We start from the raw sequence: 12,603 nt of genomic DNA, 5'->3' as shown, positions 1-12,603 counted from the left end.
TGACAGGTAGCGTTAAAGTCGCTCGACTCGTTCGCAACCCATTCGTATGAGAGACGCTGGTCCAGCGCCGCGAAACCGCCTACCCACGCAAGCTTTACTTGATCGATGCCATCTCCGGCACGTGCCCGGCATTACTTACAGCCAGTGTTTTGGCAGACGAATTATAAACGTTTCATCTGTGTAACGTGGGCGCGACCATGGACGATAAGTAGTAGTTCAAAGAATCTTATGGGAAACGCCCCCGACGGTTTTCCAAAGCAGAGGAAACGGAAAATCTCTGCCTCACCGGGGGCGGAAAACGCAGGTCTTTGACTTTCCATCGAAGAAAAATAAATCGACGAAGGCAAAGAGTGACGCGGCTTGTTTTTATATTATTAATATCAATACAGTCGCGTACCAAATGCACAGACAGAGAGAACTGAACGATGTGAATTCAACGAGACGTGGAACGCGCATCGCATCTTTTCTCGTCTGATCATAGCCTCGAAGTAAGCCGATCAGGGCGTCCAACGATAAATAACAATACTGGAGCCGTTGTAGTTGTCTTTCGTGATCACGTACTCGCCAGCCGATCTTAGGTATGCCCTCAGGCCATACATCGAATCCACGTCGTTGCCCACATCTACCGTACCTGCACTCGAGTTGATCAAGGTCGTATCGAGGTTACCCGTGGTGAGATTGAAGGCGTCGATGTTGGGCACCGTATGCACGTAGCCGACGAAAAGATAATTGCCCACGGCCGTGATTGACTTCGGGTTGGCGCTAGTGAGATTGATCACCGGATTGGGCTTCGTGGTATTGCCCGCGCTCCAGCCGTGATACACCTCGATCCTCGATTGAATCGCCGTCCAGTCCCAGCTCCCGGCAATGCCTTGAGCGAGAATCATGGTGTCGCTCTCCGGCAGATAGATGATGCGTGTCAACGGCCGGATGCTCTGCGGAATGGAGATGGCGATGCCGGGTCCCCATGTCGGTTTGCCGCTGCCATCAAAGCTGACCAGCGGGTAGTGATAGATGTGATTCGTTCTGTCCAGCCCGGCCCATATGTCGCCCCTGCTATCGATGCAAAATCCGCCCGTGATCTGTAGCGTCGTATTGAACGCAGTGCCTGGAATCGACGCATCCGGAATCGCGATATAGCCGCTCGCCGCATTGAAATGGTAGAAGTAAAAGATACCCGGGTTCTGACCGGACGCGACGAGAATCCGATTTCCACCCACACTAACGAGCTGACCGAAATGCTCGTCGCGCTGCGTATCGTTCATGTTGAGACGTGGATCGGACGGGTAAGTGAACGGGTCGACGGTATTCGCGACGAAGGTGCCGCCCGCGGTGCCGGTGTAAATGTTGGTGCCACCATAGAAGTAGGCGGCGTCCGTAACCGGGTCCGGTGCGGCGACCGCCTCGAAGTTGAGGGACTGAAGCTTCCATTGCAGATTGCCGGCACTGTCATACGCATGAATGTCGGTGCCGCCGTTGCGGCCGAGGTCCCAGCCGCCGCCCCACGGATTGTTGAGCACATACAGGGTACCGGCTGCATCTTTGCCGATGCCGACAACACGGGTGAAGCGTTTGTCGCCAACCTGGCCTTTGATGCCTGCGGTGCTGTCGAGATAGCCGCCCTGAATGCCGAATGTGCCGACCAGAGTCGGCGTGCCCGAGATGTTGTAGAGCTTGATATTCATGTCGGGACCCTGGTCGCCGACCATGAGCTGTCCTGAAGATGCGTCGAAATACAGTGCGGACGGTCGTGACGTCGCGGGCATCTGGATAGTATTCAGCGGAGCGCCGGCCGGACTGAACTCGAGGATCGTGCCCGCGCTTTGCTGAGCTACCCAGAGATTTCCCGTGCCATCCAAAGCGAGTGCGCCGGGACCTGAGACGGTGATGTCCTGCTGCCACACGCCGTCGGTCGTGTAGACCCTGACACGATTGCCCTGGAAATCGCTCGCATAAAGAAGCGAGCCGGTTGTTGCGAGTCCGGTGATGACATCGGCCTGCTTGACGGCGTTCCAGGCGCTCACGCGGATAAGGAGATCGCGTTTCTGAGTCGCGCGGTTGTATCGTCCCACCGCCCCGCTGCCGTACGCGGTGCTGTACTGCAAGGCGGCGAAAATCGATGTGGCATTCCCCGTGATGGCCCCACCCTGAAACTCGCTGTTGATTCCAATAGAACCGATGCTCTTGCCGTTCTGGTAGATCGCGACGCCACCCTCGTTTTCATCCCATAGGGATGCCGTATAGATCACGCCTTCAGGCGCGACCCACATCGAGCGTGCACCGTTGCCCACATGCGCGGCAAGCGTTCCGAATGTGTTCGCCAGCCAGTCGGTGGTGTATTGCGCCTGACACGCCGGCGCAATCGCGATGATCAGTGCGCCAAGCAGTGCAGCACGTATTCGTTTTTTAAACATGGGTGATGCTCTCCTGACGGTTATCCCTCGTTAACATAAATCACCGTAAATCACCCTAAATCATCGAATAAAATTTAATAAATTCAGCAAGCATATTTATTGCCGGCCATTCGCAGATTCGCGAGTATCGCTCAAGTTGTTGTCATTAAGGATCGCATACGCATAAGACCAGCAAGCATGACTAAGACAGGAGAAAAATGTGCGTGGCGCCGGCGTGCTTCGTGAGCTTCTGCGCGCCTGCCCTGTTCAAGGAGCAGCCATCAGAACCTGACTGAGTCGGGTTTCAGCATGTCCATAAACGCGCGCACCTTCGCGCTCAACAAACGGCGCGAACTATAGAGCGCCCAGATTTCCACGGGCGGCCCTGCCTCTGCGCCCCAACAGACGAGCCGTCCCGTCGACACATCCTGTTCAACCAGCAGGCGAGGCAGGAGCGCAGCACCCACACCCTGCAGCACAGCCTCGCGCACCATCAGCAGCGATGACATCCGCAGCACCGGCATTGGCTTGATGACCCTCACGCCGCCTTCCGTGCGCATGTTCCAGAGCAAGTCGGCATGGGCCGCTATCGACACGACCGCCGGCACCTGCAGCTCGTCGGCTTCGCTTGCGGGCATCGACGGTATCGACAAAGTCGGCGACGCGACCACGAGGCGCTCGTCACCGAGAATGCGCCGCCCGACGAGCTGCTCGTCATGCGGTGGATTGATACGGATCACCAGGTCGTAACCGTCCTCTACCGGATCCGCGACGCGGTCTTCCGCGATGACTTCGAGCTCGACCTGCGGATAGGCCAACGCAAAGCGCGCAGCGATCTGACATAGCAAGACATGTGCGAACACGACCGGCGCGCTGATGCGCAAGCGCCCGCGCGGCACCGGCGCACGCGACGCGACCGCTTCGCCCGCCTCCTGAATCTCCGTCATGAGCCCCCGCGTGCGCTCGTGGAGTGCGAGACCTTCCTCGGTCAAACGCAGCCTGCGTGCGCCCCGCTCGATCAGCCGCACGCCGAGATCTTCTTCCAGTTCGGCCACGCGCCGCGACAGCGTCGCCTTGGGACGGTCGAGCGCGCGACTGGCCGGCCCGAAGCCACCATGCAGTGCAACGGCGTTGAAATCCGCCAGCGAGGTCAAATCCATGATCGTTCCATACACGAGACGAGATGTCTCAATTCTGGCACTTTCGGTCGCTTAATGGAACGACTATTGTTCGTCTCACGGACTCACACAGTCCATTCAACCTCTGGAGAAAATCATGGCAATCCTCGTAACTGGCAGCACAGGCGTAGTCGGCAAGCAGGTTATCGACCATCTGAACGGCAGCGGCGTCGACGTGCGGGCACTGACCCGCTCGCCGGAAAAGGCCCAATTCCCTGCTGGCGTCACTGCGGTCAAGGGCGACCTGTCCGACATCGACGCAGTGCGTCGCGCACTGAGCGGCGTCAGCACGGTGTTCCTGCTGGCCCCCAACGCCGCGGACGAACTGACACAGGCTCTGCAGACGCTGAGCATCGCGCGGGAGGCCGGTGTGAAAGGCATTGTTTATCTGTCGGTTTTCAAGGGCGCGGAGTATGTCGACGTGCCGCACTTCACCGGCAAGCACACGGTCGAGCGCATGATTGAACACTGCGATTTGCCGGCGACGGTGCTGCGCCCCGCCTATTTCATCCAGAACGACGTCAGGCAGAAAGACCCGCTGCTGACGCACGGTGTCTACGGCATGCCGATTGGTAGCAAAGGAATCTCAATGGTCGACGTCCGCGATATCGGCGAAGCCGCGGCACGCGAACTCCTGCGCCGCGAGCGCGCCGCCAATCCGCTGCCGCGCGAAACGTACGAACTCGTCGGTCCTGACGCGCTGACTTCGGAAAGCATCGCTGCGATCTGGGCCGAAGCGCTGGGACGTGCCGTCCGCTACGGCGGCGATGATCTCGACACCCTCGAACAGCGTCTCAAGGCGGTCGCGCCTGGCTGGCTTGCCTACGATATGCGCCTGATGATGCGCCGGTATCAGCAGGACGGCGCAGTCGCTTCGAAGGCTGAAGTCGATCGCCTGGCTGTGCTGCTCGGGCGGCAGCCGCGATCCTATCGGGACTTCGCGGTTGCCACGGCCGCCGCGTGGCTCAAAAGCTGATTGATCAGGAGGGACGATAAACGCAGTCGAATGACCGACGCACGAACGACGGGCGGGGCTGACAAGTCCCGTCCGTTTGCACGCATGGTTCGGTCACGCCTCGCCCGGTCAAGCCGTCCCGTCTTTGGACCAATAGCTCTCTCTGCCGTAATACTCGTGAAGCGCCGCTTCGTAGTCCCGATTGACAGGAATCGCATCGTCGTACGCTGGACTGTGTTTGATTGTTTCGCGTGCCAGCGTGGTCGAAACGGTTGAGCCGAACCAGTCGATCATCTCGATCCATTCTGTCGCCAGCAACACTTCCTTGCCGCCGGGCCACCAGTTGCGTGTATCGACGGTCAGGTAGCGTATGACCCACGCTTCATCGTCGTAGACGAAGCCCGAAACGTGGCCGATGGTGCCGTCAATCGTTTCGATGTGGTAACCCTTAACTTCCTCTGTGCTGCGCAGATGGACGTCTGCCGGCGGTTCGTTGGAGTCCGGCTCGATCGGCGGGGAATTACCCAATGCGCCCAATGGGAGCTCCGCCGTCGCAGAAGGGCTGTCGAAGGCCGGATAGGCGCCCATTCCCCATACATTGGCGCCGCCCCAGTACGTCGGATAGCCGTAGTACCGCAGATACTCGGTTTCATGCTGGCGCGACACAGGCTCGTGCGCGTCGATATTCGGACTGTCACGCACCTGTTGCCGCGTGAGTTTCACGTGCACGGCGCTTGAACCTGGATCGGTGTGAGAAACGGCATACGGCGAAATCAGCACCTGCCGGTCTCTGAGCCAGTCGCCGGTTTCGACGACCAGATAGCGAACGCCCCACTTTTCGTCATCAAAATAGACTTGCGTGACCGTCCCGACGTCGCCGTCGCGCGCCGTAACGGTGGATCCCTGCAAAAACTCTATGTTTCGCAACATGGTCGATACTCCGATTCTGCTTCGCAACACCCTGTTCGGCGCCTCGTCTTCCCGCTGAAAGACCTGCGTTCAACGAATGTGGCTTCCGAAAAGCCCCAGCAGTCCAATCACGATCAGATAGATCGCTACGATGTAATTCAGCAGGCGCGGCACGACAAGAATCAGGATGCCGGCGATCAGAGAAGCCAGCGGACCGGCACTTGTGAGCATATGCATGATCGTCTCCTCCACCCCAGATGACGACTCTGACACTACGCCGGATCGAATCGGCAAACGGTACGTCAGCGTACAAACCGCCGGCTGCACTTGCTTGTCAACCACGCCCGCCCCCGACCAATGCCTGCGCCGCTGGACAAGCCTTCCATTTGTCTCCGGCGTCTTACCAGCCGTCTGTGTTCAAGATCCGAGCGCGGCTTTGATTGCACGCGCCGCCGCGTCCAATGCTTTGGCCGTTGCAAGTGGAGCGCGAGGGATGGCGTTGCCTGCGGCGGCGCTCGTCGGGCGCGCGGCTTGATCCGGATACGAAGAGAACTTGACGATCGTGATGCCGGCTTTGGGATTCACGAGAATCGACTGGCCAAATCGTCCGCCGGCCGCGAATGACCTGTCAGCGTCGTTCACCTGGTACCAGTAGTTGTGGTACGAATACCCAGGATGCCCCGCAGCAAGATTGCCCTTCGCGAATGCGCCAGCGTTGTCAGTGGGTTTCAAGGCAAGGCGAATCGACGAAACCGGGAAGAATGTAGAAGCACCGGCCGCCCCCTTGCGCATCAATTCGCCGAAGCGTGCGGCGTCGCGCAGCGTTGTATTGAAACCGCCGCTTGCCATTTCCGCCCCCGTGCGATCCACGACGACGTCACCGTCGTTTTCAGCGATTTTTTGCCATACCGAACGCGATACCATCTCGCTCCACGATAAGCCGGTAATTCGCCTGAGCGCCCAGGCGACCGCTTCCGGCGAGCCATTCTGGTAATACCACATCGCCCCCGCTGTCGCATTCGGCGTTGGGTGCGTCACCTTCAGAAAATCGTAGATGCTGTCTGGTGCATCGCTGCGCCGCGGAATGAATCCTACGGCGCCAAAGAGACCCAGATCCGGGGGTAATTCGGCCGGATAACTGACCGGCACCTCCATATCGAGGTTCTGCTGCACGGTGGCATCGCCAAATGGGGTGCCCGCCAATTCAGGTACGTACGCGGACAGTTTCGTTTCCGGCTTGAGCTTCCCCTCGTCGATCAATTGCGCGGCAATCAGTCCGGTCACCGATTTGGTCATGGAGGCCCACGCGTGAGTCTGATGCGGCGTATAGGAGTTGAAATAGCCCTCGTAGACGATCTTTCCATCGTGAATGACGATGAAACCATCGGTATAGGTTCGCCGCAGATAATCGCTCAGACTCAACGTCGTTCCATCGACGGTGAACTGCACTTTCTCAGGATCGAGCGTGGACGCTGCTGGCAAAGGCATCGGCACACGCGCATGCTCGACATTGGCCGTCGGCATCATCATTCGCGTGTTGCGCAGCGCCCAGCCAAGGTTGGGAAAGCGCAGGGAATTCGCTTTGGTTACCAGCTTGTCCGCCGGCGGAGGAAAACCTTGCATGACGCCGAGTTCAACGGGATCCGTGATGGGCGCAGCCATCTGCGAATGCGCGGCCGTGGGCAATACTGTGCCGATGAGCATAGCGGACATGGCAACGCGCAAGCGGATTGTCGAAGCCGCCGAAAGTGTGCTGATGTTCATACGTTTTCTCTTGGTGAACGGTTTTGCAGATTCATCATTGTCATCGTCGCCTTAGCAGCAGCAAGGCCCGACGCGGCACGATACGAAGTGTCTCAACGCCACTAGAGCGACGGCCCGGAAACGCGGACGAAATTCTCCACAGTCTTGACGCCATCGACTTGCCTTGCGGCATCGGCAGCCAACGAGACCTGCTCGTTATCGGTTACCGAACCGTTTAGCGTGACATGCCCGTCGCGAACCTTGACGAGAACGCGGGCTGCGTTCAGTCCGCGGGTCCTTTCGAGCGCGGTAGCCACGCGGTGGGCAAGTTTCCTGTCCGCAGCCTTCGACGCCTTCGTGGTGGCGACGGCAGAGGCGCTGGAGAACGACGTCCCTTCTGCCGGAGCGGACGTGGGTTGCGCCATGGCATTGCCAGCGAATGCGATAAGCGCCGCGGCGAACAGGGCTTGCAGGCTTGGGTGCGAGTTAATCATGCCAATCCTTCGGTCAATATAAACAGGTAGAGAATTTGAACGCTCATCAGGTCGCCACGAATACCTAGAAGCGGGTCATCAGGCCGACTGAAACCCCGGTCAATCCGTGGCTGCCAGGGTTGAGACCAAGGGCCGTGATGTTGGCAGGGTCATAGCGATAGGCACCCGAGAAGCCATTGCGATCCACCTCCGCATACAGCTCGGTCTGCTTCGAAAGGAAATATTCGGCGATCGCAAAAGTCGTGATCTTGTGGCCGCTGGCAGACTGAACATTGCCGAGATCGCTGGCGATGTCGTCGAAGAAAGCCGCCGTGACCTGGAATGACGGCGTGACCACCCACACCGCGCCGCCGCCTGGAATCTTGTCGCGACGCCGGGGCGCACTCGAAGCCGTGCCGGTGACCGTGAGGTCGGCATAGTTCAGGTAAAGTCGCGCCGGCCCGATCTGCAGCGTACCGCCTGTCTGGAACGTTTGCGCCCACTGCGTCGCGGCGGCGTTGTAGGTCTTCTGATAGGACACGCCGCCAAGCGCCGGTCCCCATTGGTACATGGCGGCACCGGAGAAGTTCGTACCGGCGCGCGAATTGCCGGCCATGCCACCTGGCGAATAGCTGGCGCCGAAGCGGAATCCGCCGACCTGCCCGAGGTACTTGATGGTGTTATTGAAGCGAGAATCGAGCGTGAAATAGTTTGCGCTGTACACCACGCCGGGTTCGATGGCGATGGACTGCCCTCGCCCGCCGGCAGGATCGATGAGAATGCCAAAGTCTTCGTTGACGTTTAGTTGCCTGCCGAATGTCAGGCGCCCGAAATCGCCGGTCAACCCGACAAAGGCCGCCTGAGAAAACAGCGTACCCGCGGTTTTCACCGCGCCCGTGCCGCTATTGAATGCGCCCTCGAGCTTAAAGATCGCCTTGAGACCATTGCCCAGGTCCTCTTTTCCGGTGAAGCCAAACTGGTTGCCGGCAATAATATTGTTGTTGAAGCCGACTGCGCTACCGCCCTTGGCACCGTTCGTCCATCGGAGACCGCCACCGATGTCGCCGTACAGCGTGACGCTCGATTGCGCATAGGCTGCACCGGAAAGCATGCTCATCAGTGTCGCATACAATATCTTCTTCATACGTCTCCTTGATTGTTTTATGTCTACTCATATGGATAACTAATAAATAAGAAAAACTGTCACGTATCCCGGGGTACGCGACAAAAAACAGTCTTTCTGGTGCCGTTAGCCCCGCTCGGCCAGATTGAGATCCGCCGGTACGTGTGTCGTGCCGAGGGCGAGGCGGCGTTGCGAGCGTTGCGGGTCGAGGCAGAAAGCGCAGAGCACCCCACATCCCAGCAGCACCACGCCGCTCGCGACGCTTGCCTGTTCGAACCCGACAGCAGTCGACCGGCCGGCACCTTCGATCAACAAGCCTGTAACGATCGGCGCGGCGAGTCCGGCGAGTGACGAAAAACCGTTGCTCAGCGCGAGAATGCCGCCCCGCTGTGAATCAGGCGTCACTTCGCCGAGCATGGCCGGCCCAATCGAATACGTCACGAGCGTCATGCCGCTGCCGAGCGTCAGCAAGACGAACCTGAGCATCGGCGGGAGACCTGGCCATACCTGTGACGCAAGCAGGGCCCCCGCCACGACGAGCGTCACGGTCAGGAAGCCGCCCCGCCCAATCCGCGAAGGCACGCCGCGCGCCAGCAGGCGTTGCGACAGCCAGGCCAGGCCCAGACTAAGCGGCGCGGTGATCGCCACAAACAACGCAAACATTCGGCCCGCCACCTGCGGTGGGTAGCCCATCCCAAGTTGCAGCCAGGTCGGCGTCCAGGTGAGCGTCATCGCGAGAATCCAGTTTGCAGCGAAATGCCCCGCGAAAATGCCCAGAACCGTTCGGTCCGTCAGCAGCAACCCATAAGGAACCCGAGCGATATGGCCTGACCGCACCGGACTCGATAGTTTCCCCTCGGCGCCGAACACCAGCCACGCGATGCACCAGAGGCTGCCGAGTACGGACAGCACGAGAAAATTGGCTCGCCAGCCCCAATGGGCGGTAATAGCCGGAATCGTCAGGCCGGCCACCAGCAGGCCGAGCGCGCTGCCCTGGTGAAGTACCGCGACAGGCAGATTGCGCTTTGCGTCGGGAAACCACTTGTAGAGCGCATGCACGGCAACCGGCGACGCGGGCCCTTCGCCCGCGCCGAGCAGGACACGGCACGCAATAACGCTCCAGATCGAGCCAGCGACGAGCATCGGCAATTGCAGCGCGGTCCATGCGCCGGCCATCAGCAGCAACAGCCATTTTGTCGACGCGCGATTCGCCGCGAGGCCGCCGAGCACCGCAGAGATCGAGAACAGCCAGTTAAGGCTGCCGCCGATTAGCCCGAACTGCGTGGGCGACAGGTGAAGCTCGCGCATCATCGGTACGGATACGAGGCCAAGCACGACCTTATCCAGAAAGTTCACGAGCATCATCAAAGCCAGCATGATCGCAATGGACCACGCCCGCCAGGGCCGATACCGGCTTTGTTCGATTGCCATTCGGTTTGTCTCCTTGATTGTCGGAACGTCTTTGCGTTCCTGGTATTGAGTGGCCTCAGCCGTCGTGCTGTCCGAGCAGCGGGACAGTGTCGCCTGCGTCAGGCAAACCTGCGGAGAACTTCACGGGAAAGCGCACCGCCATCGCGCCGTCATGAGCGAACTCGCGGACCATACCGCGTGCATGCACATGCGGGTCGAGAAACAGCTCGTGTGCGTCAAGCAGCGGCGAAACCGGCAGATCGAAAGCCCTCAGCGTTTCGAGCCATTCTGCAAGCGAGCGTGCCAGGAACATGTACGCGAGCAACGCGTTGACCTCGCGCTTGAACTGCTGCCTGCCAAGGCGCGACGCGAACCGATCATCCATCAGCGCGGGGTAGTCGGCACCGAGTGCTTCGCGCAGGGTCAGCCAGAATTTGTTTTCCAGAATGCCCAGCGCGAGATGCCGGCCGTCCCGGGTTTCGAAAATGTCGTTCTCGGGCATGACCGTCGGCGATGCCAGGGGCTCCTCCGCATAATCACGCGACGTCCACGCGGCGGGTGCCGTCCAGGCCATCACGCAGTCGTGAATCGACACGTCGAGATGCTGTCCACGACCATTCTGACGTGCGCTGAGAACTGCCACGGCCAGCGCGAGCGCGGCATGACTTGACGCGGCGTAGTCCGCGAGGCGAACCCGTGGACGTGCGACACGGTCGTTGACCTGAACCGGTATCGACCAGAAGCCGCCAAGCGCCAGATAGTTGAGATCGTGACCGGGCAGCGCCGAATACGGTCCGGTCTGCCCGAACCCGGATATCGAGCACATGACGATGCGCGGGTTCACTTCGGCGAGCGTGGCGTAGTCGAGTCCGAGCCGCTGCATGACGCCAGGCCGGAAGCCTTCGACGACCGCATCCGCGTCCCGGATCAGATCGAGAAACGCCACCTTGCCGGCGGCACTCTTCAGATCGAGTGCGACCGAGCGCTTGCCGCGGTTGAGCTGCGCGAAAACCGCGCTTCCAAGTTGCCGCGCCGGATCGCCCGTGCCCGGCGGTTCGACCTTGACGACGTCCGCACCCAATTGCATCAGCATTGAAGTGGCGTGCGGCCCGGGCAACAACTGACTGAGATCGACAATCTTGACGCCGTTCAGGCATGACCAGTCCGGTTTCATCTGCATCGTTTCCTTGCAATAGGTGCGGCGTGTATCACGCGTACTGTGTTGGCCTGTCATGCCGCTGTGCCGGCAGGATCGAGAATCGCGCGGGCGATCGTATTGCGCTGAATCTCGCTCGTGCCGGTGAAGACTCGAAACATGCGCAGTTTGCGGAACGTCTGCTCGATCGGATGGTGGCGCGTGACCCCGACGTTGCCGTGAATCTGCACGGCCTTGTCCGCGATTTCGAAGCAGCGTTCCGACACGAACAGCTTGCAGGCTGCAGCCTTCATGCGCAAATCGGCGCCTGCATCGGCGAGCGCAGCCGTTTGCGCAATCATGCTTTCGCATGCCCATAGCGCCGCGGCCATATCGGCGAGCATGTGCTGAATCGCCTGAAATCGTGCGATCGGGCCGCCGAACTGCCGCCGCGTGCGGGCGTAATCGAGCGACGCGTCATAGGCCGCGGTGGCGAGGCCGAGCATCGTCGGACAGTGCAACAGCCGGTTGACGTTGATGCGCGACATGCCGAGCTTGAACCCGTTGCCCTCGCCGCCGAATACGTTCGCACGCGGCACGCGCACGTCGGCAAAGCGGATGTCCGCGTCGATGTGCTGTCCCGACATCGGCACGTATTGCTGTTCCACCGTCACACCTGGCAGATCGAGATCAATGAGCACTGCCGTGATGGCAGGCGGCGTGGTCGTGGCGTCGGTCACGCACATGACGATTGCGAAGTCAGCGAACGGTGCGCCGCTGATGTAGTGCTTGACGCCATTGATTACCAGTTCGTCGCCGTCCACGACCGCCGTGGTGGCAATGCTCTGCGCGTCCGAACCGGAGTGCGGTTCGGTCAGCGCGAAGCAGGTCGACTTCGCGCCGCGAATCACCGGGTCGAAATAGCGCGCGAGCTGATCCGCGCTCGCGTACTTGAGCATGTTGCCGACACGCGGCGGACCACCCAGGTCGCCGAGCACATGCGGTGCGAGCGCGGAACCCGATGCGGCAAGGTCCGCCTTGAGCGCACACTGCTCGAGAATCGAGAGCCCCTTGCCGCCCAGCTGGACGGGCAGGCATGCCGCGTAGAAACCGAGTGCGGCGGAGCGGCGCCATACGCGGCGCAGCGTCTCGCGCGGCCAGACGTCTTCACTGCCGAGGCCAAGCTCCTGCTCCATCGGCTGCAGTTCTTCCGAGACGAAGCGGCGAATGCCCTCGCGGGTTTCGACGAACGCCGGATTATTCAGGTAATCGAACATAAGCTTC

Annotated in this window: 11 protein-coding genes; 1 reads left to right on the top strand and 10 read right to left on the bottom strand. The window is 60.3% G+C overall.

The window, feature by feature from the left end:
- Positions 1–497: 497 nt before the first annotated feature.
- Positions 498–2,414, bottom strand: coding sequence for an SMP-30/gluconolactonase/LRE family protein (locus tag PQQ86_RS23520; protein WP_408272314.1), 1,917 nt, complete (start codon positions 2,412–2,414; stop codon positions 498–500).
- A 260-nt stretch (positions 2,415–2,674) separates the two neighbouring features.
- Positions 2,675–3,553 carry a LysR family transcriptional regulator gene (locus tag PQQ86_RS23515; protein ID WP_408272311.1) on the bottom strand — a complete coding sequence of 293 codons (879 nt, stop codon included), beginning with the start codon at positions 3,551–3,553 and terminating at the stop codon, positions 2,675–2,677.
- 115 nt (positions 3,554–3,668) lie between these two features.
- Here PQQ86_RS23515 and PQQ86_RS23510 point away from each other — a divergent pair, with 115 nt between their 5' ends.
- A complete protein-coding gene (locus tag PQQ86_RS23510) occupies positions 3,669–4,547 on the top strand; it encodes an NmrA/HSCARG family protein (protein ID WP_408272309.1) in 879 nt (292 codons plus the stop codon).
- Between the two features lie 108 nt (positions 4,548–4,655).
- On the opposite strand, the gene PQQ86_RS23505 is transcribed toward PQQ86_RS23510, so the two are convergent.
- From PQQ86_RS23505 to PQQ86_RS23470, 8 genes are all read right to left on the bottom strand, one after another.
- On the bottom strand, positions 4,656–5,456 hold the full coding sequence (locus tag PQQ86_RS23505) for a PRC-barrel domain-containing protein (protein WP_408272306.1): 801 nt from the start codon (positions 5,454–5,456) through the stop codon (positions 4,656–4,658).
- 69 nt (positions 5,457–5,525) lie between these two features.
- A complete protein-coding gene (locus PQQ86_RS23500; protein ID WP_097397201.1) occupies positions 5,526–5,672 on the bottom strand; it encodes a DUF3096 domain-containing protein in 147 nt (48 codons plus the stop codon).
- 180 nt (positions 5,673–5,852) lie between these two features.
- Entirely contained in the window at positions 5,853–7,199 is a 1,347-nt protein-coding gene (locus PQQ86_RS23495; protein WP_408272302.1) for a serine hydrolase domain-containing protein, read from the bottom strand.
- 101 nt (positions 7,200–7,300) lie between these two features.
- Complete coding sequence (locus PQQ86_RS23490; RefSeq protein ID WP_408272298.1) at positions 7,301–7,672, bottom strand: BON domain-containing protein; 372 nt, start codon at positions 7,670–7,672, stop codon at positions 7,301–7,303.
- A 64-nt stretch (positions 7,673–7,736) separates the two neighbouring features.
- Positions 7,737–8,795, bottom strand: a complete 1,059-nt coding sequence (locus PQQ86_RS23485; protein WP_408272295.1) for a porin — start codon at positions 8,793–8,795, stop codon at positions 7,737–7,739.
- A gap of 105 nt (positions 8,796–8,900) precedes the next feature.
- A complete protein-coding gene (locus PQQ86_RS23480; RefSeq protein ID WP_408272292.1) occupies positions 8,901–10,205 on the bottom strand; it encodes an MFS transporter in 1,305 nt (434 codons plus the stop codon).
- A 55-nt stretch (positions 10,206–10,260) separates the two neighbouring features.
- Complete coding sequence (locus PQQ86_RS23475) at positions 10,261–11,358, bottom strand: CaiB/BaiF CoA transferase family protein (protein WP_408272289.1); 1,098 nt, start codon at positions 11,356–11,358, stop codon at positions 10,261–10,263.
- 56 nt (positions 11,359–11,414) lie between these two features.
- On the bottom strand, positions 11,415–12,596 hold the full coding sequence (locus tag PQQ86_RS23470) for an acyl-CoA dehydrogenase family protein (protein WP_408272286.1): 1,182 nt from the start codon (positions 12,594–12,596) through the stop codon (positions 11,415–11,417).
- Positions 12,597–12,603 lie beyond the last annotated feature (7 nt).

The sequence above is a fragment of the Paraburkholderia sediminicola genome (genome assembly GCF_046026675.1).
GTDB lineage: Bacteria > Pseudomonadota > Gammaproteobacteria > Burkholderiales > Burkholderiaceae > Paraburkholderia > Paraburkholderia sediminicola_F.
The sequence above is the reverse complement of the archived record's forward strand: the minus strand, read 5'-3'. Positions and strand labels throughout refer to the sequence as shown.